Source organism: Amycolatopsis sp. NPDC104819, assembly GCF_055583145.1.
The window spans coordinates 144,353-164,915 of record NZ_JBVJON010000013.1; the positions used below are offsets into that span (position 1 = coordinate 144,353).

Sequence of the window (20,563 nt, forward strand, 5' to 3'; positions counted from 1 at the left end):
TGGGGAGGGGAAAAGAGCAATGGGAGGCGCCGTCCGTTTTTCCTTCTCTTCCCCCCCCCCCCCCCCCCCCACCCCCCCCTCCCCCCCCCCCCCCCCCCCCCCCCCCCCACCACCGGGTCAGCCCGGGATGAGGCAGAAGAGGTGCCCTTCCGGATCGGCGAGCACGACCCAGTCCTCACCACCGGGCTGGAACTCGGGCTTGGTCGCGCCGAGCGCCTCGAACTCCTCGACGGCGCCGTGGAGGTCACCGACCTTGAAGTCGAGGTGCGCGTGCTTGGCGGCGTCCGGCCAGCCCGGGCCGCGGTAACCGGCGACGCGCTGGAAACCGAGCCCGACCGGGCCGCCGAGCTGGACGGTCTCGTCGTCCTGGTAGGTGACCTCCCAGCCGAGCGCCTTCGCGTAGAAGGCGGCGAGGGCCGCGGGGTCGGCACAGTCGAGGACGATCGTGGTGAGTTCTGCGGGCATGGGGTGACTCCTTTCCTTCTGCTGCAGCCTGCCCGCGGCGCCGAGCCGGGTCTTGAAGATCCTTGCGGGCCGGAAACTGTCGTACCCCGGGCGTAGCGTCCGGTCCGTGCTGGACGCCGTCGAAGTCGTGGCCCGACCCGGGTACACCCTCAGCGTGGTGCGCTGCGCCGACGACCACCGGGGCTGGTCGCCGCCCGAGGTCGCGGACGGCCGCCGGCTGGTGCTCGTGCGCCGCGGCCGGTTCCGGCGCCGCGTGCGCGGGACCGTCGCGGACGCCGACCCGACGCTGGCGTACCTGGCCACCCCCGGCGACGAAGAGTCCTTCGCGCACCCGGCGGGCGGCGACGTCTGCACGTCGGTGACGTTCGGCGCGCGGCTGTGGGAGCGCCTCGCGGCCGACCGGCCGGTCCGCGCGGCGGTGTACGTCGACGGCGCGTTGGAGCTGGCCCACCGCCGGGCGGTCGCCGCGGTCCCCGACCCGGACTATGCGCTGGCGGAACAGCTTCTGGTCCTGGTGGGCGGCGCGATCGAGCGCGCCGGGGCCAGGCCGGTGCCGGCGGGTGCGTTGGTGGCGAAGGCCCGCGAAGCGATCTTGACCGGCCACCCGGCGGCGGCCGGGCTGTTCCCGCTGGCGGAGCTGCTCGGGGTGTCGCCGTACCGGCTGAGCCGGGCGTTCCCGCGCGAACTGGGGGTGTCGCTCACGCGCTATCGCAACCGGGTCCGCGTCAGCCGGGCTCTCGAGCGTCTGGAGGCGGGGGAGCGGCGGCTGGCGGTCCTGGCGGCGGACCTGGGCTTCGCCGACCAGGCCCATCTGACACGAACGGTTCGCGAGCACGCCGGAGCGACCCCCGCGGTGCTGCGGCGGTTGCTCGCCGGGGGAGGAGGCCGCGCGATCCCGGCAGTGGGGTGAGTTGTGCGGTCGCGCTTGCGCACAGTCCCCGCCCGGCTACGCGAAAACCCTTGAGCAGACGGCTTTTCTGCCGTACCCGAGCCCGCCCCGGGCGAACTACGGTCCCCGGTGTGCCGGAGACCCGCGTCCTCCCGTTGTCCCGGGCGCGGCGATGGACCTGGGGCCTCGTCGCGGTCGCGCTCGCCTTTGCCGCCTTGGACGGCTACGGCGTCACCGTCGCGCCGGAGCGGCCGTTCTTCTGGATCGGCCTCGCCCTCGACCTCCTCGTCGCCGTCGTCGCCTGGCTGCTGGGCCGGGCCTGGCCGCCCGAGGCGCGGTTCGGGCCGGACGCGATCGCCTTCGAGCAGTCCGTCCTCCCGTACGCCGACATCACCGAGATCCGGCGCGGCGCGGTGTCCGCCAAGCCGTTCTGGCTCGCCTTCTGGCTGCCGACCTCATTGCTGGGAGGCTTGGTCGTCGAGCTCGACACCGTCCACGGCCGGATGCGGAGCCGCTGGCGCGACTTCCGGGCCGCGGACGCTTTTGTCACCGCCGTCGGCGAGAACCGGCCGGATCTCGAAGTCGGCCACGGCGTTGTTCCCCAGACCTTCGCCCGGGACTACTCACCCCGGCTCGGCGTCGGCGGTGGGTTCCTCGCGTTCGGGCTCGGGATCTGGCTGTTCTTCGGCGGCTGGTTCGGGCTGCAGCTGCTGGACCAGTCGCTCTACCGCGGCCCGTTCCCGCCGGAAGCCACATCGGCCGCGATCCACGACCTGACCGCCCACCTCGAGGGCTTCGCGCCGCTGCCGGACGTCGCCCGCGACTTCACCGAATGGCCGTGCGACCGCACCAACGACCTGATCCTCGGCCCCGACCCGGCCGCCGCCGATCTGCACCTGAAGCTGGAAAGCCGGACGCTGCCGGAAGCCCAGGCCGGCGCTACGGCCCGGACGAGCTCGACTTCGAGGTGGACATCCCCGAAGACGACGACCTCTACGTGGAGTTCTCCACCGGCTGCGTCACCGGCGACGCCGTGCCGGGCCTGCGCGACGACCTCACCAAACTGGCCGCGGGCATGGGAGTGCGCTGAGCCGGAGGGGCGCGGCGGGCACGGGGCTAGGCGCGTGGCCACCCCCAGCGACCACGTGAGTCACCCCGCGGCCGCCTGCGCCACCCCGGGTCCTCTGTCCTGTTTACGAAACACCGGACGGGAGTATCGTAGTCTTTCCGGGACAGGGTGTGTCAAGTTTTCAGGACAGTTAGACTGGGGAGTGTCACGTTTCATGGTTGTAGGTGGTGTGTGGTGAGCGACGAGCGCAGTTTCGCCGACCGGCTGGCGCACTTGATCGCGACCGTGCACCCGCCGGACCGCAAGCCGTACTCTTACCGGGAGATCGCGCACGGCGTCGCCGAGCAGACGGGCGTCACGATGTCCGCGACCCACGTCCAGCAGCTCGCCGTCGGCGCGCGCAAGGACCCCAAGCGCTCCCACATCCAGGCGCTCGCCCAGTTCTTCGGCGTGCCGGTGACGTACTTCTTCGACGACGACGTCGCGGGGCAGGTCGACCAGCAGGTCGAGGACGTCGTGGCCTGGCGTGACGACGAAGCGCGCAACCTCGCCCAGCGGGCCATGCAGCTCTCGCCGCGCGACCGCGAAACCGTGACGGCGCTGCTCGACCAGCTGGCCACCTACGACGGCACGCGGCGCCGCGAAGGCCGGCGTCGGAAGCCCGAGTGAGCCTGGCCGGTCGGCTACCATGATCCCGTCGGTGAGCGCGCCCCGGTGCACCCGGCTGGCGCCCGAGCGGGGAGGCCCCATCAACGAGCGCGGTCTGACGGACGTGCGTGCGGCCGCACGCGAGCGGGTGCGGACCGTGCTCGCCGCCGTCCCGCTGCCGCGGCCGTGGTCGATGAACGCCTGGGTCGACGGCCTCGAAGCCTGGCGCGGGCGCGAGATCGACCTCGTGCCGGTCGAGTACCAGCCCGGCCGGCCTTCCGGCGCGTGGCAGGCCCGCCCGGACTACGACCTGATCGCCTACACCGAGCACACGTCGGCGCTGCACCAGGACCACATCATCGCCCACGAGCTCGCCCACCTGCTGTGCGCGCACACCGGCACCTGCCTGATGTCGGAGTCGGAGGCCGCCGAGCTCGCCCCGGACCTGGCCCCGCAGGCGCTGTCGCACCTGCTCACCCGCGTCACGAGCGGCACCGACGAGTACGAGGCCGAGCTGATCGCCGTCCTGCTGATGAGCGCGGTGACGAGCGGACCGCCCGCAGTCGCGCCCGGCGCGTCCGGTCGCGCGGCGGACCAGGCCCGGCGGCTCGCGGCGCTGCTGGGATAGTCACCTCCCGTGATCGACATTCTGTTCCTCGGGGTCGGGGTCTTCGCGCTCGCGATCGGCGTCTGGCGGGCGTTCCGCGCGCGGCGCACCGGCGCGGGCGCCGGCCTGGCCATCTCGCTCCTCGCGCTCGGGGCGGCGTTCTGCTTCCTGTCCAACCGCGCGCAGCTGGTGGAAAGCGAGATCTACCCGAGCCTCGGGCGGCTGCTGTCGAACCTCGCGACGATGGTCGCCGCGTACGGCATCGGCCTGACGGTCGCGGAGATCAGCGGCACCCGCGACCGCGGCCGGCGCACCCGGCTCGTCGCCCTCGGCGTGGCGCTGGCGGTGCTCGTCGTGACGTTCTTCAGCGCGTCCGACCTACCGCGCGGCATCGGCGTGTTCGACGAGCTGTACCGCACACACCCGACCTTGGTCGTCTACGTCTTCGCCTACACCGTCTACCTGGGGTTCGCCGTCCTCGACATCGGGGTGGTGGCGGCGGTGACGGTCCGCGCGAGCGGCGGCGCGCTGCGCGCCGGGCTGGCGTTGCTGCTGCTGGCGTCGGCGTTCGCGGTCGCCTACCTGGCCGGGAAGGTCGTCGCGACGATCCAACCCCTGCAGGCCGACCATCCGGTGAAAGCGTTGTGCCGCGGGCCGTTCTCGACCCTGCCGTGCACGCTCGACGTCGGGTTCCCGGCAGTTTCGGTGCTGCTGATCGTGCTGGGCTTGACGATCCCGTCGATCCCCGGGCTGGCGGCGGGCCGCCGTGACGCGCGGACCCTCCGGCTGCTGCGGCCGCTGCGGACGCACCTGACCCGGCGGTTCCCGGAGATCGTGCGGATCGACCCGGGCGGGCCGTCCCGCCGCGAACGGCTGCTGACGGCGATGAGCGAGACGAACGACGGGCTGATCCTCGCCGGCGTGACCCCGGAGCTGTCCGCGCCGGCCGCGGCCCGGCTGGTGCGCGACCTCCCGGACGAGCCGGGTGAGGAAGAGCCGCCCGCCGCCGGGACGGAACCGTTCGCCGCGGACGTCGCACGGCTGCGGGCGATCGCGCGTGCGTATCGGAAGCTGGACAGCGCGCCGGCCATGGCCCGCTGAGCTCCGTCAGCCGCCGAACGGCACTTCCAGCCGCGGTTCCCAGCCGTTCCCGGTGAGCGCCACCAGGTGCAGCGCCTCGGCCCGGGCTTCGAGCGGCAGCAGTGGCCGCACTTCGGCGGTGACCCGCTCGAGGTCGCCGTCACCCATGGCCACCGTCAGGTGCGCGTCCGGGCGCGGCCCGAACCGGCCGCCGTAGGGCAGGACGTCGGGCCACCGCGCGCACACGGCGTCGGTGATCGGCTGGAGGGCAGGGGTGGCGATCGCCGCGAACCGGGGTGTCGTCACGAAGTCGGCGAGCCGCACGTCGGTGCGGGGGAGCTGCGCGGCAACTTCGCGGACGGCCGTGAACACGTCTTCGGTCAGCGCGGCGTCCGGCAGGAACGGGTAGAGCGCGGTCACGTGCGCGGGCACCCCGGGGCGGACCAGGGCGGGGTCGACCCGGCGGGCCGCGGCCAGCACGGGCTCGGCGGCGGGCAGCAGGATCAGCAGTGCGGTGGTTCCGGGTTCGGGCACCCCCGCATCATGGCAGTCAGGCGACGGCGCTCTCCGGGAACCGGCTCGAGCGGGCCAGGGCCAGGCTGCGTCGGCACAGCTCGACGAGCTCCCGGTTGGCGCGGCTGAGCGGGCTGCGGCCGCAGAGTCCGCAGTGGATGGTCACGTCGCCGGTCAGCTCGTCCACCGCGACCAGCGCCTGGTGGTCGCAGCGGCGGCACCAGCGGTAGCCGATCGCCGGGTTGGTGTGCACCGGGGACGACACGCAGTCGTGCAGCCAGCGGTGGTGCGTGCGGCAGGTGACGCGGTCGGTCGGGTCGAGGACACCGGCGTCTTCCGCCCGGTCTTCGCGGGCCAGCGTCGCGGCCAGCAGTGGCTGGCGCGCCGCGGCCGGGCGGTCCGCCGGGCTGGGGCCGGCCCACGCGTGGTGGTCGCCGCAGTGGCACTTGTCGGTCATTTCGCCCCCAGGGTCGGGTGGTTCGATGGCTTCGAGTGTGGGCGCGGTCACGCGGAGGTGACAACCGGGAAAACGCTCAGTTTCGGCCAGCGGCACGCCGGCCGCGGCGGACGGATGAGCGGACTTCGGCCGGGGTTTATGCGAACATATGTTCTATGACCGACGAGGGGCCCATCCTGCACGCCGACCTCGACTCGTTCTACGCGTCGGTCGAGCAGCGCGACGATCCGGCGCTCAAAGGACGGCCCGTCATCGTCGGCGGCGGGGTCGTCCTGGCCGCGAGTTACGAGGCCAAGGCCTACGGCGTGCGCACCGCGATGGGTGGCGCGCAGGCCCGCCGGCTGTGCCCGCACGCGGTGGTCGTGCCCCCGCGGATGTCGGCGTACCTGGCCGCGAGCCGGGCGGTGTTCGAGGTCTTCCACGACACCACGCCGTGGGTGGAAGGCCTTTCCATCGACGAGGCGTTCCTCGACGTCGGAGGGTTGACCAGGATCGGCGGACGGCCGAGCCGCATCGCCGAACGGCTGCGCGCCGCCGTCGCCGAGCGGGCCGGGCTGCCGATCACCGTCGGGGTGGCCCGGACCAAGTTCCTCGCCAAGGTCGCCAGCCGGGTGGCCAAACCGGACGGCCTGCTGGTCGTCCCGCACGACGGGGAGCTGGCGTTCCTGCACCCGCTGCCGGTCTCGGCCCTGTGGGGCGTCGGCAAGGTGACGACGGAGAAGCTGCACGCGCGGGGGATCCGCACGGTCGGCGAGCTGGCGACGTCCGAACAGGTCGACCTGATCGGCATGCTCGGCCGGGCGTCGGGCGGGCACCTGCACGACTTGGCGCACAACCGCGACCCGCGTCGTGTGGAGACGGGTCGGCGGCGCCGGTCGATCGGCTCCCAGCGGGCCCTCGGGCGCGGCCGGCGGACCCCGGCCGAGCTCGACGTCGTCCTGGTGGCGCTGATCGACCGGATCGCCCGCCGGCTGCGTGCCGCGCACCGCGTCTGCCGGACGGTGACGCTCCGCCTGCGGTTCGCCGACTTCACCCGCGCCACGCGCTCGCAGACGCTGCCCGAGGCGACCGCCGGCACCGGGGTGCTGCTCACCGCGGCGCGCGACCTGCTCGTCGCCGCGCTGCCGCTGATCGCCGACCGCGGGATCACGTTGCTGGGAGCGTCGTTTTCGAACCTGGCCGACGACGACCCGTTCCAGCTGTCGCTGCCGTTCGAGCGGCAGCGGGCGACCGAGCTCGACACCGCGCTGGACGCGGTGCGGGACCGCTTCGGGAAGACGGCGGTCACCCGGGCGGTGCTGCTCGGCCGTCCGGACGACTTCGAAGTGCCGATGCTGCCCGATTGACGGCGAACGCGGTCAGCGTCCGCCGATTCCGGGCCGCGCGGGAATGCGCGCGTGGGCGAGCGCGGAAAGCGCGGCGGGCCGCAGCGCGTCGGTGCGGTTCCACAGCGCCGGGTCGACGCTGCCGCGCTGTCCGGTCAGTTCGACGACTTCGAATCCGGCGTCGCCGAGGAGCCTGGTCATGGCGGCGGGGGAGAGGAAGGTGCGCCACGGCTCGCCCTGTTCGGCCGCCATCGGCGCGACGGCTTCGGCGTAGGCGTTTCCGGCCGCGTCGCGCAGTTCCGGGGGCAGCAGGTGGTCGGTCACGATTTCCGATCCCGGTGCGAAACCGCCGAGATCCGTCAATGTGGCGAGAATCGCCTTCCGCGTCAGGTACATGGTGACACCGAGCCAGCTGACGAACACGGGGCGGAACGGGTCGAGTCCACTCTGGACGAGCCGTTCCCGGAGCGAATCGGCTTCGAAGTCGACCGGGACGAAGGTGACCGACGTCGGCTCGGCGATCCCGGCGGCGGCGAGCAGTTCCCGTTTGACGGCCTGGGTCGCCGGGTGGTCGACCTCGAACACGCGGAATCGTCCCCGCGGGTCCCGATAGGCGAACGAATCGAGCCCGGCTCCCAGAATCACATACTGGTCTATACCGGAATTGGCGGCCGCGAGCCGCTCTTCGGTGAACCGGCTCCGGCACGTCGCCTGGGCGCGGGCGCCGGCGAGGACGGGATGGGTGCCGTGAAGCCGGTGATATGCCAGGAGTTCCTCGGCGTGGCGCCCGAGCAGACGGGCGGCGAGGGTGTCGGAGAAGAGGGCCGGCGGCGCGTCGACCAGCAAATGTGCCGCTCGCGCGGCGGCGGCGGTGAAGGCGGTGCGGCTGGCACGGGGAGCAATACCGGGAAAGTTGGCGGTCGTCATGCCGTCACGGTACCGATTTGATTTCAAGCATATCACAAAAACAAATATTCGACAAGATCGCGCGCATTTCGGCTCGGTTGCGGTCACCCTGGACCCGGGCGACCCGCTCGCCCGGGCGGCCATTGTGGACGCTTCACGGGTGTCGCGCGTGCCGGACGTGATTCGACAGGTTAGGGTCTGTCCGACCGTGTTCTGGAGAAGATGAGGAACGACCAACCATGGCGCAACGGGTGCACGTCGAGATGGTGGACGATCTCGACGGAAGTGACGCTTCGCAGACCGTCCCCTTCAGCCTCGACGGGGTGCAGTACGAGATCGACCTGTCCGAAGACAACGCTTCCGCGCTGCGCGACGAGCTGGCCCGCTACGTCGGCGCCGCGCGCCGCATCGGTGGTCGCAAGGTCCGCCTCGCCACCGGGCAGTCGCTGTCCGGCACGTCGAGCTCGAGCACCGACCGCGAGCGCAACCGCCAGATCCGCGAATGGGCGCAGGCCAACGGCTACGAGGTCGCCGAGCGAGGCCGCCTCTCCAGCGAGATCATCGCGGGCTTCGAAGCGGACGAGGCGGCAGCGGCCGAGCCGGCCGAGGTCAAGCCGGCGCGCAAGCGCGCAACCCGCAAGAAGTCCTGACCCAGAACCGTTGCCGCGCAAGAGAGGTCGGCCCGGCGCGACCGGATTCCCGGTCCGCCCGGCCGGATCCCGCCGGCCGGCGGACGGCCGTTGCGATGGATGGCCCTTGGCGCGGTTCCTGCTGTCGGGCTAAGACTTGCGGCTGCCGGGGTCGGGTGGCTTCGGGTGGTTCGCGCACTTGGGGGAGTGGCGCGTGGTTTCCGCGCGTGAGTGATTCCGCGCGCTCGGCTTGAACCGTGCGTGTCGTTGCGGCGTGTGGTTTCGCGCGTGATCTGGTACCGCGCGGCTCGCCGTGATCCACGCCGGGCTACCGGCACGCGGGCTGGAGCCGTTCTTCGCGGAGCCGAGTCCAGGCGGGCGACTCTGTCGCCGCCGTGGTGGGTTGTCTTGCGAGTGAAGTGAAACCTCGCGGCACGCCCTGTATCGTGCCGGGCTATCGGCGCGGAGTGGACTTCCGTGGTCTGCGATCCGTGCCGCCGTGCAAGAGTCTCCCGTGGTCGCCCCTTCGAAGCATTCGAAACCGGCGGCCGGTGATCACCCGCCGAGCCCGGAGAATCTCACCGGATGTCGCGGCGGCGTGTGAAGATCCGCCTTCCCGACCTCACTGACCCGCCGACGATCTTTCGTCGACTCTCCGGCGTCGGCCGTCGCGGGGCGTGACCGTTTCCGCTGGTGCGTCCCCTGTGGCCACAACCCTCTCCGCCGCATGGTCCGCAACCGGACATTTGCCGGGCGGCAAAAGCTTGTCGGAGGGTGGCTCCGATGGCCAGACTGTCAGGTGCTCCGCGCGGCCGGTACCGCGCCGGAGCACCGGCCCGGTGGCCGCCTCCTCCCTCGATGGCCACCGGGCCGCCTTCCCCTCCGAAGCGAGCCGCCCGCGCGGCCGTCGGGCATTTCTGTAGACAATCGACCGTGATGAGCGCACACTCAGGCTACTCCATACTGCATACAATCTTCAGTACGGTCTGAGGAGGCGGTCGTCATGACCGAGGTCCGCGAGCTCCGGGACGTCTACGGACGGCACTACCGCGTCGGGGAGTCCGACCGGGAGCTGCTCGGCCGGCCGCGGACGTGGGTCACCTGGCTGGCCGCGGCGGCCATGCTCGCCGCGGGGGTGCAGCAGTACGGCTTCGGCGCGATCGTCCCGGCACTGAGCAAGGCGCACGGCTGGACGTTCGGCGGCATCACCGCGTCCCTCGCCGTCTGGGCGATCTGCCAGGCGGGAACCGCTTTCCCCGCGGCGTGGCTGCGCGAACGCGGCCTGCTCCCGGCGCCCGCCGCGATGGCCGCCGGCGCGGTGCTGTGCGCCGCGGGCCTGGTGACGCTCGGCCACGCGGACAGCCTGTTCGTCGTGTTCCTCGGGTACTCCGTGCTCGGCGGCCTCGGCACCGGCCTGGTCTACGCGACGTGCGTCGGCGCGGTGCTCGCGTGGTTCCCCGACCGCACCGGCCCCCGCGCCGGCATCGTGAGCGGCGCTTTCGCATATGGCAGCGTGCCTTTCGTCGTCCTCGCCGCCGCGCTGCCGTCCGCGCGTCCGGTGCTGCTGGACGTCACCGCCGCCGTGGTGCTCGTCGTGATCGCCGGGTGCGCCACGCTCCTGCGGTACCCGCCGCGGCACTGGTGGCCCGCGACGCCCGAGCCGCGCGCCTGGGCCCTGGACCGCGCGCACAACCGGCGACACGCGGTCCGGCACTACCGGCCGGCGGAGCTGTTCCGCTGCGGGACGACCCTCGCGCTGTACCTTGTGGTCGTGCTCGCCGCCGCGGTGCTGCTGTTCGACCTCGCCTACCTCGCGACGTTCGTCGCCGAGCGCAGCGGGCCCGGGCTCGCCGCGGCCGCGCTGGCGTTGCTCGCCGCGGCCACCGGGAGCGGCCGGGTGCTCATCGGGCGGCTCGCGGACCGGCTCGGCCGGCACCGCATCCTGCGGTTCGCCTTGCTCGCGGGCGGTATCGCGCAGTTCGTGCTCTTCTACTCCGGCGAGCACCGCCACGCCGTCGGGCTGCTTCTCGGCGTCGCGCTCGCCGGGCTCGGCAACGGCTGCTGCTACACACTCCTGGTCGGCCTGGTGCGCGAGTACTTCGGCGAAGAGTCGGCCGCGCAGAACTTCGGGATATTGTATTCCGCCAAGGCCGTCGGCGCGGTGGTCGGGATCGGGCTCGCCGCGGTGGTCGTCACTTCGCACGGGTTCCTCGGCGCGTTCGCCGCGGCCGGCGTGCTGAGCCTGGCCGGTGCGGTGCTGTCCGGGCGGCTGACCCAGCCTGGCCGGCCCAAGTCGCTGCTGCCGGCGGCCTGACGTGGGGCGCATGACGAGCCGGCGCCGGGTGGTGCGCGTCCACGATGGTGCGCACACCACACGTCCGGACACGCTGACGGTCGAGGAGCCGCTCGAGATCCGGGTCGCCGGGAAAGCGCTGTCCATCACGATGCGCACCCCGGGCGACGACTTCGACCTGGCCGCCGGTTTCCTCGTCGGTGAAGGCGTGGTGCGCGCGGCGACGGACATCCATTCGATCCGCTACTGCGCCGGGGCCACCGCCGACGGTGGCAACACCTACAACGTGCTCGACGTCGTGCTCGCGGCCGGAGTCGCGCCGCCGGACGCCTCGGTGGAGCGCAACTTCTACACGACGTCCTCCTGTGGCCTCTGCGGCAAGGCAAGCCTGGACGCCGTGCGCACGACGGTCACCTGGCCGGTCGACGCGGACCCGTTCGTGACCGACCCGGCGACGCTGTCCGGGCTGCCGGACGAGCTCCGCGCGGCCCAACGTGTCTTCGACCGCACGGGCGGCCTCCACGCGGCGGGCCTGTTCGACGCCGACGGGAAGCTGCTGTGCCTGCGCGAGGACGTCGGCCGGCACAACGCGGTGGACAAGGTGGTCGGCTGGGCGACCCGCGACGGCAAGCTCCCGCTCTCGGGGACGGCGCTGATGGTCAGCGGGCGGGCGTCGTTCGAGCTGGTGCAGAAGGCGGCGATGGCCGGGATTCCTTTGCTGGCAGCGGTTTCCGCGCCGTCGTCGCTGGCGGTGGACCTGGCCGCCGAGCTCGGGCTGACGCTGGTGGGCTTCCTTCGCGGCACATCGATGAATGTATACAGCCGACCGGACCGCCTGGGGATTCACCCGAGCTGAGCGACGACGGCGGCCACAGCGGGGGAAAGGCCGACCCGATGCAGGGCGGCGAGCTGCCACAGCGGAGGCTGCGCGAACCGCCGGACGGTGAGATCCGGAAACCGAGCGGCGGTGGAAGCGGGGAGCACACAGGCGGCAAGCCCGGCCCGCACCAGCCCGGCGGCGACGGCGGGATCGTCGACTTCGAGCGCGACCCGCCGGTCGGGAAACGAGCGGTCGACGGCTTCGCGGATCGCCCAGCCCGGCGGGAAGTCCACGAGGGACAGTCCGGACAGATCCGCGGGGGCGGACCGCGATCCGCCGGGGGCGGTGGCGAGGACCAGTTCTTCGCGGGAGAGCGCGGTGGTGGCGAGATCGGGGGCGGTGCCGTTGGCGAGGGGGATGGCAGGCTCGCGGTTCGCCCGGCCGGGCGTGGCCTCCTCGGGAGTTGCCGCTGCGGCGGGCACGGACTCCAAGCAGGCGGCTTCCGCGGCAAACCCGCGGCCCGCAATGCCGCCCGGCGCGAGAGCAGGCCCAGCCGCCGAGGCGCCCAGGCAAGCGCCATCGACGGGTCCGGCCTCGGCCACCACGCCATCCACCGCCGTCAACACCAAGTCCACTGTGGACTCCGCCAACCCCCGCCGCCCCTCCTTGCAACCCACCTGCCGAACCTCCAACACCAGCCCCGGATGCGCGTTCCGCACCGCCACCAACACCCGCGCCCAATCGACGAGCAACCCCGGACCAACCCCCACCCGCACCGTCCCACCCACCGGCGACACCGCCGCCCGGGCCCGATCCGCTGCCTCCAGGGCCGCCCGCGCGGCGGGCACGAAAGCCTCGCCCGCGGGCGTCAGGACCACTCGATGCGTCGTGCGGTGGAACAACGCCGTGCCCAGATCGCGCTCCAACGCCCGGACCACTGTGGATACTGTCGACTGGACCGTCCGCAACCGGTGGGCGGCCGCCGTGAAGCCGCCCTCCTCGGCTACCGCCACCACCACCGCCAGCTGCCTCAGGTCCATCACGGCACCTCGGCCGGCTCGCCGGTCCGCTCGGCCTCCTTGCTCGACAGGAACGGCGACGCCCGCAGCCGGGCGATGAACTGGCGGACGTCCTGGGCCGGGTCCGTGAACGTCTCCGCCGCCCAGCCGGGCCGGATTCCCGTCGACGACTCCAGCCGCCGGGCGAACTGCGTGTCTGTGAACTTGCGCATGCCGCAGTCGTCGTGGTGGATCAGCACGATCTCGCGTGTGCCCAGCAGGTGCCGGCTCACCGACAGCGACCGGATCACGTGCGCGTCACCCGCCTTCGACCTCAGCACCGCCGGCTTCAGCCGCGGGACCGCGGACATCAGCCGAGCACCTCGCGCACCAGCGCCGCCGTCTCGCTCGGGGTCCCGCCGACGCGGATGCCGGCCGCCTCCAGGGCCGCCTTCTTCGCCGATGCCGTGCCCGACGAGCCGGAGACGATCGCGCCCGCGTGGCCCATCGTCTTGCCCTCCGGCGCGGTGAACCCGGCGACGTACCCGACGACCGGCTTCGACACGTTGGCCTTCACGAACTCCGCCGCCCGCTCCTCGGCGTCGCCGCCGATCTCGCCGATCAGCACGATCAGGTCCGTCTCCGGATCCTTTTCGAACGCCTCCACCGCGTCGATGTGCGTCGTCCCGATGATCGGGTCGCCGCCGATCCCGACACACGTCGAGAACCCGATGTCCCGGAGCTCGTGCATGAGCTGGTAGGTCAGCGTGCCGGACTTCGACACCAGCCCGACCCGCCCAGGCCCGGTGATGTCGGCGGGGATGATCCCGGCGTTGGACCGGCCCGGCGAGATGACGCCCGGGCAGTTCGGCCCGATGATCCGGGTCCGCCCGCCCGCGGCGACGGCGTGCGCCCACAGCCGCGCGGTGTCGTGCACCGGCACGCCTTCGGTGATCACCACGGCGAGCCCGATGCCCGCGTCCACCGCTTCGGTCACGGCGTCGGCGACGAACGGCGGCGGCACGAACAGCACGCAGACGTCGGCGCCGGCCGCCGTGACCGACTCCGCGACGCTGCCGAACACCGGCAGTTCAGCAGTACCGATCTCCACCCGCTGCCCGGCTTTGCGCGGGTTGACCCCGCCGACGACGTTCGTCCCGGCGTCGAGCATCCGCCGCGTGTGCTTGGCGCCCTCGGAGCCGGTCATGCCGGAGACGACGATCCGGCTGGTCTCGTCCAGGAAGATGGCCACGGCTCAGACCTCCGCGATCGCGAGCTTCGCCGCCTCGCGGGCGGCGTCGTCCATGGTGGCCACCACGGTGACCAGGGGGTGGGCGGCTTCGGCGAGGATCCGCCTGCCTTCGGTGACGTTGTTGCCGTCGAGCCGGACGACGAGGGGCTTGCCGGCGCGGGAACCCAGGAAGTCCAGCGCCCGCACGATCCCGGTCGCGACGGCGTCGCACGCGGTGATGCCGCCGAACACGTTGACGAACACACTGCGCACCTGCGGGTCGCCGAGGATCACCGTCAGCCCGGCGACCATCACCTCGGCCGAGGCGCCGCCGCCGATGTCGAGGAAGTTCGCCGGCCCGCGCGCGCCGGCTTCCGCGGCGGCCGCCGCGACGACGTCCAAAGTGGACATGACGAGGCCGGCGCCGTTGCCGATCACGCCGATGTCGCCGTCGAGCTTGACGTAGTTGAGGCCCTTCGTCCGCGCCTCCCGTTCGAGGGGATGGCCCTCCCGGGTGTCGTCGAACGTCGAAACGCAGCGGAAGGCGGCGTTGTCGTCCAGGGTGATCTTCCCGTCGAGCGCGACGATCCCGGTCGACGTGCTCGCCAGCGGGTTCACCTCGACCAGCGTGCAGTCCTCGGCGACGAACACCGCCCACAGCTTTTCCACGACACCCGCGACCTCGGCCCGGACGTTGGCGGGGAAGGCCGCGGCGACGGCCGCCGCGTCGACCCCGGCGAGCGAGTCGACCGGAACCCGGCGGAGCGCCTCGGGCTGGGTGGCCGCGACCTCCTCGATGTCCATCCCGCCCTCGACCGACGCCATCGCGAGAAAGGTGCGCCCGGCGCGGTCGAGCAAGAAGGAGACGTAGTACTCCGCGGCGATCTCGCTGGCTTCGGTGACCAGCACGCGGTGCACGGTGTGGCCCTTGATGTCCATGCCGAGGATGTCGTCGGCGGCCTGCTCGGCGTCGTCGGCTGTATGCACTACGCGGACACCGCCGGCCTTGCCGCGCCCGCCCGTCTTCACCTGGGCCTTCACCACGACCGGGCCGCCGAGGGAAGCGGCCGCGGCCCGGGCCGCGGCGGGATCCGCGGCGACCCGGCCGCGGGGGACCGGCACGCCGTGCTTTTCGAAGAGGTCACGGGCTTCGTGTTCGAAGAGATCCATGCGGGAGCGTCCTTTCCGCGGCGGGGCAGGGCAAGGAGATCCGCCGTGTCCGGGCACGCGGTGGTGGTCCGCGGGGGCCGGATCGAAGCCCGGGAAAAACCCTGCGGATGGCCCTGGACACGGGCTGCTTGAAGAGTGACTATATGCCTACCCCATACGGTATGCAATCTACAGTCTGCCGCTGAGAGGCCGCTGACCTCGGCGGACGGGGGAGCGGCACCGAGCGGACCGGGAACCGGAGCGCCGGATCGGACAGATCCGGTGGCGGACCAAGAGGAGTTGAGCAATGGCGCTGACAACGACCGGCACGACCGCGGGGGAGAGTGCCCGAGCGACGAACGGCGCCGAGCCCGCGCCGGCCGAGATCTCCGGCGGGCACCTCGTGGCCAAGGCTCTCAAGGCCGAGGGCGTCGACACGATCTTCACCCTGTGCGGCGGGCACATCATCGACATCTACGACGGCTGCGTCGACGAAGGCATCCAGGTCATCGACGTCCGCCACGAGCAGGTCGCGGCCCACGCGGCCGACGGGTACGCGCGGATCACCGGCAAGCCCGGCTGCGCGGTCGTCACCGCCGGTCCCGGCACGACCGACGCCGTCACCGGCGTCGCGAACGCCCTGCGCGCGGAGAGCCCGATGCTGCTGATCGGCGGCCAGGGCGCGCTGACCCAGCACAAGATGGGGTCCCTGCAGGACCTCCCGCACGTGGACATGATGGCGCCGATCACCAAGTTCGCCGCCACCGTGCCAAACACCGCGCGCGTGGCCGACCTGGTGAGCATGGCGTTCCGCGAGGCTTACGCCGGCGCACCCGGGCCGTCGTTCCTGGAGATCCCGCGTGACGTCCTCGACGCGCGCGTGCCGCTCGAGAACGCGCGGATCCCCGAAGCCGGACGTTATCGGGCGTCCACCCGCAACGCCGGCGACCCCGCCGACATCGAGAAGCTCGCGGACCTGCTGGTGCACGCGAAGAAACCGGCGATCCTGCTGGGCAGCCAGGTCTGGACGACCCGCGCGACCGAGCCGGCCGTCGACCTGGTGCGCACGCTGAACATCCCGGCGTACATGAACGGCGCCGGCCGCGGCACCTTGCCGCCGGGCGACCCGCACCACTTCCAGCTCTCGCGCCGCTACGCCTTCGACAACGCCGACGTCATCATCATCGTCGGCACCCCGTTCGACTTCCGGATGGGCTACGGCAAGCGGCTGTCGAAGGACGCCACCGTCGTGCAGATCGACCTCGACTACCGCACGGTCGGCAAGAACCGCGACGTCGACCTCGGCATCGTCGGCGACGCGGGCCAGGTGCTGGCCGCGGTGGCCGAGGCCGCGTCCGGACGCGCCGACAACGGCGCCGTCGGCCGCAAGGCGTGGCTCGAAGAGCTGCAGGCCGTCGAGGAGAAGGCGAAGCAGAAGCGGCTGCCGCTGCAGCACTCCGACGCGAGCCCGATCCACCCGTACCGGCTCGTCCACGAGATCAACGAGTTCCTCACCGACGACTCGATCTATATCGGCGACGGCGGTGACATCGTCACCTTCTCCGGCCAGGTGGTGCAGCCCAAGTCGCCCGGCCACTGGATGGACCCAGGTCCACTCGGGACACTCGGTGTCGGGATCCCGTTCGTCATGGCGGCGAAGCACGCGCGCCCGGACAAGGAGGTCGTCGCACTCTTCGGCGACGGCGCCTTCAGCCTCACCGGCTGGGACTTCGAGACGCTCGTGCGGTTCGACCTGCCGTTCGTCGGGATCGTCGGCAACAACTCGTCGATGAACCAGATCCGCTACGGCCAGGCCGCGAAGTACGGCCTGCCGCGCGAGCGCGTCGGCAACACCCTCGGCGACGTCCGCTACGACGAGTTCGCGCGGATGCTCGGCGGGTACGGCGAAGAGGTCCGCGACCCGGCCGACATCGCGCCGGCGCTGCGGCGCGCCCGGGAGTCGGGCAAGCCGTCGCTGATCAACGTCTGGGTCGACCCCGACGTGTACGCCCCCGGAACCATGAACCAGACCATGTACAAGTGAGCGGAGGCCAACGCATGGGCAAGGCATTGGAGGGCGTCCGCGTCCTCGACATGACACACGTGCAGTCCGGACCGTCGTCGACGCAGCTGCTCGCCTGGCTCGGCGCGGACGTGATCAAGCTCGAAACCCCCGGGCGGGGCGACATCACCCGCGGGCAGCTGCGTGATCTGCCCGGAGTGGACAGTCTCTACTTCACGATGCTCAACGCCAACAAGCGCAGCATCACGCTCAACATGAAGAGCGAGGAGGGCAAGGAAGTCTTCGAACGGCTCGTGTCCGGTGTGGACGTTCTCGTGGAGAACTTCGGCCCGGGGGTCGTCGACCGGTGGGGCTACCCGTGGGAGAAGCTGGCCGCGCTCAACCCGCGGCTGGTCTACGCCTCCATCAAGGGGTTCGGCCCCGGCCGCTACGCCGACTTCAAGGCCTACGAGGTGATCGCGCAGGCCATGGGCGGCGCGATGAGCACCACCGGCTTCGAGGACGGCCCGCCGACCGCCACCGGCGCGCAGATCGGCGACTCCGGCACCGGCATCCACCTGGTGGCCGCCATCCTCGCCGCGCTGTTCCAGCGGACCTCCACCGGCCGCGGGCAGCGGGTCCAGGTCGCCATGCAGGACGCCGTGCTCAACCTCTGTCGCGTGAAGCTGCGCGACCAGCAGCGCCTGACGCACGGCCCGCTCGGCGAGTACCCGAACGACCAGTTCGGCGACGAGGTCCCGCGCTCGGGCAACGCCTCCGGTGGCGGCCAGCCCGGCTGGGCGGTCAAGTGCGCGCCCGGCGGGCCGAACGACTACATCTACGTGATCGTCCAGCCGCCCGGGTGGGCCCCGCTCGCCCGGCTGATCGGCAAGGACGAGCTGGCCGAGGACCCCGCCTGGGCCACACCGGAGGTCCGGCTGTCCAAACTGGACAAGATGTTCGCCCTCGTCGAGGAGTGGACCGAGAAGCACACCAAGTGGGAAGTGATGGAGAAGCTCAACGCCCACAACATCCCCTGCGGCCCGATCCTGTCCACCAAGGAGCTGATCGAGGACGAGACCCTCGAAGAGCTCGGCTCGGTCGTCGAGGTCGCGCACCCCGAGCGCGGCAGCTTCAAGACCGTCGGCTGCCCGCTCAAGCTGTCGGACTCGCCGGTCGACATCGAACGCTCGCCGCTGCTCGGCGAGCACAACGACGAGGTGCTGGCCGAGCTCGGCTACAGCGAGACCGAGCTCGAGAAGTTCCGCGCGGCGGGGGTGATCTGAGTGGCGGATCGCGCGGCGGTCGAGAAGATCCTCGACCAGGCGGCCGCCGAGGGACGGTCCTCGCTGACCGCGCCCGAGGGGCGTGCGGTCTGCGAGGCATACGGTATCCCGACCCCTGCCGAACGGCTGGCCACGACCGCGGCCGAAGCCGTCACCCAGGCCGAGGAGATCGGCCTGCCGGTGGTGCTCAAGATCGTCTCACCGGACATCCTGCACAAGACCGAAGCCGGCGGGGTGCTGGTCGGCCTGAAGGACGCCGAAGCGGTGAAGGCGGGCTTCGAGAAGATCCTCGACAACGCGAAGGCCTACAACGCCGACGCGCGGATCGTCGGTGTCCAGGTGCAGCAGATGCTCACCGAGGGCCAGGAGGTGATCATCGGCTCGGTCACCGACCCGACGTTCGGCAAGATCGTCGCGTTCGGCCTCGGCGGGGTCCTGGTGGAGGTGCTCAAAGACGTCACGTTCCGGCTCGCGCCGACGAGCACCGAGGAAGCGCTGTCGATGATCGACGGTATCCAAGCGGCGGAAATACTGCGGGGCGTCCGCGGAGCGGATCCTGTAGACCGTGCCGCGCTCGCCGCCGTGATCACCGGGCTCGGGCAGCTGGTGGCGGACTTCCCGCAGCTGTCCGAAGTCGACCTCAACCCGGTGCTCGCGACCCCGCGCGGGGCGACCGCGGTCGACGTCCGGATCCTGGTCGACCCGGAGGCGGCGAAGGAGCCGGTCCGGTTCACCCAGGAGGAGATCCTCGCCTCGATGAACCGGATCATGAAACCGGCGTCGATCGCGGTGATCGGCGCGTCGGCCGAGGCCGGCAAGATCGGCAACTCGGTGATGAAGAACCTGGTCGACGGCGGTTACGCGGGGGAGATCCACCCGATCAACCCCAAGGCCACCGAGATCCTCGACCGCAAGGCCTACGCCGGCATCACCGACGTCCCCGGCGACGTCGACGTCGCGGTGTTCGCCATCCCGGCGAAGTTCGTCCCCGCGGCGCTGGAAGAGGTCGGCCAGAAGGGCGCGGCCGGCGCGATCCTCATCCCGTCCGGCTTCGGCGAGACCGGGAACATCGAGCTGCAGGACGAGGTCGTCGCCATCGCGCGCAAGCACGGCGTCCGCATCCTCGGGCCCAACATCTACGGCTACTACTACACACCCGAGAACCTGTCGGCGACGTTCTGCACCCCGTACGACGTCAAAGGCGGTGTCGCGCTGTCGTCGCAGAGCGGCGGGATCGGGATGGCGATCCTCGGCTTCAGCCGCTCGGCGAAGATGGGCGTGTCCTCGATCGTCGGCGTAGGCAACAAGGCCGACATCGACGAGGACGACCTGCTCACCTTCTTCGAGCAGGACGACAACACCCAGCTCGTCGCGATGCACCTCGAGGACCTCAAGGACGGCCGTTCGTTCGCGGAGACGGCGAAGCGGGTCTCGAAGCGCAAGCCGGTCGTGGTGCTCAAGGCGGGCCGGACGTCCCAGGGCGCGAAGGCGGCGAGTTCGCACACCGGCGCGCTGGCCGGCGACGACAAGGTCTACGACGACATCCTCCGCCAGAGCGGCGTGATCCGGGCGCCCGGGCTGAACGACATGCTCGAGTACGCCCGCGGCATCCCGCTGCTGCCCACGCCGAAGGGCGAGAACGTCGTCATCATCACCGGCGCCGGCGGCTCGGGGGTGCTGCTCTCGGACGCCTGCGTCGACAACGGGCTCGACCTGATGGTGATCCCGCCGGACCTCGACGCGGCGTTCCGGAAGTTCATCCCGCCGTTCGGCGCGGCCGGCAACCCGGTCGACATCACCGGCGGCGAGCCGCCTTCGACCTACCGCAACACGATCGCGCTGGGTCTCGAGGACGACCGCGTCCACGCCCTGATCCTGGGCTACTGGCACACCATCGTCACCCCGCCGATGGTGTTCGCGGAGCTCGTCTCCGACGTCGTCGCGGAGTACCGGGCGAAGGGCATCCACAAGCCCGTCGTCGCGTCGCTCTCCGGGGACGTCGAAGTCGAGGAAGCGAGCGGCTACCTCTACGACCACGGCGTCGTGGCCTATCCGTACACGACCGAAAAGCCCGTTGCCGTGCTCGGCGCGAAGTACCGCTGGGCGCGGGCCGCGGGACTGCTCTGAACACCCTCCACAGGGGCTGGCCGACCGACGAAGAAGGGACGAAGATCCACCGCACGACGGCAACAGAGG

The 20,563-nt window shown here is 71.7% G+C and carries 20 protein-coding genes; 12 read left to right on the forward strand and 8 right to left on the reverse strand.

Annotated features, from left to right (window positions below):
* Positions 1-117 precede the first annotated feature (117 nt).
* Entirely contained in the window at positions 118-465 is a 348-nt protein-coding gene (locus ACZ63E_RS35115) for a VOC family protein (protein WP_465340532.1), read from the reverse strand.
* A gap of 106 nt (positions 466-571) precedes the next feature.
* Between ACZ63E_RS35115 and ACZ63E_RS35120 the strand changes: the two genes are divergently transcribed.
* The 5 genes from ACZ63E_RS35120 to ACZ63E_RS35140 all read left to right on the forward strand — a co-directional run bounded on the left by ACZ63E_RS35120 (position 572) and on the right by ACZ63E_RS35140 (position 4,779).
* The gene (locus ACZ63E_RS35120) at positions 572-1,375 is read left to right on the forward strand and encodes a helix-turn-helix transcriptional regulator (protein ID WP_465340533.1); all 804 of its coding nucleotides are present in this window, start codon (positions 572-574) and stop codon (positions 1,373-1,375) included.
* A 110-nt stretch (positions 1,376-1,485) separates the two neighbouring features.
* Positions 1,486-2,661, forward strand: coding sequence for a hypothetical protein (locus tag ACZ63E_RS35125; RefSeq protein ID WP_465340534.1), 1,176 nt, complete (start codon positions 1,486-1,488; stop codon positions 2,659-2,661).
* Complete coding sequence (locus ACZ63E_RS35130; RefSeq protein WP_465304654.1) at positions 2,658-3,092, forward strand: XRE family transcriptional regulator; 435 nt, start codon at positions 2,658-2,660, stop codon at positions 3,090-3,092. The genes ACZ63E_RS35125 and ACZ63E_RS35130 overlap by 4 nt, the downstream gene beginning before the upstream one ends.
* A gap of 31 nt (positions 3,093-3,123) precedes the next feature.
* A complete protein-coding gene (locus tag ACZ63E_RS35135) occupies positions 3,124-3,699 on the forward strand; it encodes a hypothetical protein (protein WP_465340535.1) in 576 nt (191 codons plus the stop codon).
* A 9-nt stretch (positions 3,700-3,708) separates the two neighbouring features.
* The gene (locus ACZ63E_RS35140) at positions 3,709-4,779 is read left to right on the forward strand and encodes a hypothetical protein (protein ID WP_465340536.1); all 1,071 of its coding nucleotides are present in this window, start codon (positions 3,709-3,711) and stop codon (positions 4,777-4,779) included.
* A gap of 6 nt (positions 4,780-4,785) precedes the next feature.
* On the opposite strand, the gene ACZ63E_RS35145 is transcribed toward ACZ63E_RS35140, so the two are convergent.
* Positions 4,786-5,292 carry a 2'-5' RNA ligase family protein gene (locus tag ACZ63E_RS35145; RefSeq protein WP_465340537.1) on the reverse strand — a complete coding sequence of 169 codons (507 nt, stop codon included), beginning with the start codon at positions 5,290-5,292 and terminating at the stop codon, positions 4,786-4,788.
* Positions 5,293-5,308: 16 nt separating this feature from the next.
* Positions 5,309-5,728 carry a hypothetical protein gene (locus tag ACZ63E_RS35150; protein ID WP_465340538.1) on the reverse strand — a complete coding sequence of 140 codons (420 nt, stop codon included), beginning with the start codon at positions 5,726-5,728 and terminating at the stop codon, positions 5,309-5,311.
* A gap of 155 nt (positions 5,729-5,883) precedes the next feature.
* Between ACZ63E_RS35150 and dinB the strand changes: the two genes are divergently transcribed.
* Positions 5,884-7,074, forward strand: coding sequence for a DNA polymerase IV (dinB, locus tag ACZ63E_RS35155; protein WP_465304664.1), 1,191 nt, complete (start codon positions 5,884-5,886; stop codon positions 7,072-7,074).
* A 12-nt stretch (positions 7,075-7,086) separates the two neighbouring features.
* On the opposite strand, the gene ACZ63E_RS35160 is transcribed toward dinB, so the two are convergent.
* Entirely contained in the window at positions 7,087-7,980 is an 894-nt protein-coding gene (locus tag ACZ63E_RS35160) for a class I SAM-dependent methyltransferase (RefSeq protein ID WP_465340539.1), read from the reverse strand.
* A gap of 218 nt (positions 7,981-8,198) precedes the next feature.
* Here ACZ63E_RS35160 and ACZ63E_RS35165 point away from each other — a divergent pair, with 218 nt between their 5' ends.
* The 3 genes from ACZ63E_RS35165 to fdhD all read left to right on the forward strand — a co-directional run bounded on the left by ACZ63E_RS35165 (position 8,199) and on the right by fdhD (position 11,737).
* A complete protein-coding gene (locus ACZ63E_RS35165) occupies positions 8,199-8,609 on the forward strand; it encodes a histone-like nucleoid-structuring protein Lsr2 (RefSeq protein WP_465340540.1) in 411 nt (136 codons plus the stop codon).
* A gap of 982 nt (positions 8,610-9,591) precedes the next feature.
* Positions 9,592-10,902 (forward strand): OFA family MFS transporter, encoded by a 1,311-nt coding sequence (locus ACZ63E_RS35170; RefSeq protein ID WP_465340541.1) that lies wholly within the window; start codon positions 9,592-9,594, stop codon positions 10,900-10,902.
* A gap of 1 nt (position 10,903) precedes the next feature.
* Complete coding sequence (fdhD, locus tag ACZ63E_RS35175; RefSeq protein WP_465340542.1) at positions 10,904-11,737, forward strand: formate dehydrogenase accessory sulfurtransferase FdhD; 834 nt, start codon at positions 10,904-10,906, stop codon at positions 11,735-11,737.
* On the opposite strand, the gene ACZ63E_RS35180 is transcribed toward fdhD, so the two are convergent.
* Genes ACZ63E_RS35180 through sucC form a run of 4 tightly spaced genes read right to left on the reverse strand, consistent with a single transcriptional unit; the run spans position 11,725 to position 15,100 of the window.
* Positions 11,725-12,741: a LysR family transcriptional regulator gene (locus ACZ63E_RS35180; RefSeq protein WP_465340543.1), complete on the reverse strand. Its 1,017-nt coding sequence runs from the start codon at positions 12,739-12,741 to the stop codon at positions 11,725-11,727. The genes fdhD and ACZ63E_RS35180 overlap by 13 nt on opposite strands.
* Complete coding sequence (locus tag ACZ63E_RS35185) at positions 12,741-13,070, reverse strand: carbonic anhydrase (RefSeq protein WP_465340544.1); 330 nt, start codon at positions 13,068-13,070, stop codon at positions 12,741-12,743. Before ACZ63E_RS35185 ends, ACZ63E_RS35180 begins: the two co-directional genes overlap by 1 nt.
* Entirely contained in the window at positions 13,070-13,951 is an 882-nt protein-coding gene (sucD, locus tag ACZ63E_RS35190) for a succinate--CoA ligase subunit alpha (protein ID WP_465340545.1), read from the reverse strand. Before sucD ends, ACZ63E_RS35185 begins: the two co-directional genes overlap by 1 nt.
* Before the next feature lie 3 nt (positions 13,952-13,954).
* Positions 13,955-15,100 carry an ADP-forming succinate--CoA ligase subunit beta gene (sucC, locus tag ACZ63E_RS35195; protein ID WP_465340546.1) on the reverse strand — a complete coding sequence of 382 codons (1,146 nt, stop codon included), beginning with the start codon at positions 15,098-15,100 and terminating at the stop codon, positions 13,955-13,957.
* Between the two features lie 286 nt (positions 15,101-15,386).
* Here sucC and ACZ63E_RS35200 point away from each other — a divergent pair, with 286 nt between their 5' ends.
* From ACZ63E_RS35200 to ACZ63E_RS35210, 3 genes are read left to right on the forward strand one after another with little or no spacing between them, the layout of a single operon-like run.
* Complete coding sequence (locus ACZ63E_RS35200; RefSeq protein WP_465340547.1) at positions 15,387-17,123, forward strand: thiamine pyrophosphate-binding protein; 1,737 nt, start codon at positions 15,387-15,389, stop codon at positions 17,121-17,123.
* A 14-nt stretch (positions 17,124-17,137) separates the two neighbouring features.
* Positions 17,138-18,367: a formyl-CoA transferase gene (gene frc / locus ACZ63E_RS35205; RefSeq protein ID WP_465340548.1), complete on the forward strand. Its 1,230-nt coding sequence runs from the start codon at positions 17,138-17,140 to the stop codon at positions 18,365-18,367.
* Positions 18,368-20,494, forward strand: coding sequence for an acetate--CoA ligase family protein (locus tag ACZ63E_RS35210; protein ID WP_465340549.1), 2,127 nt, complete (start codon positions 18,368-18,370; stop codon positions 20,492-20,494). It abuts the gene before it with no gap.
* Positions 20,495-20,563: the final 69 nt, after the last annotated feature.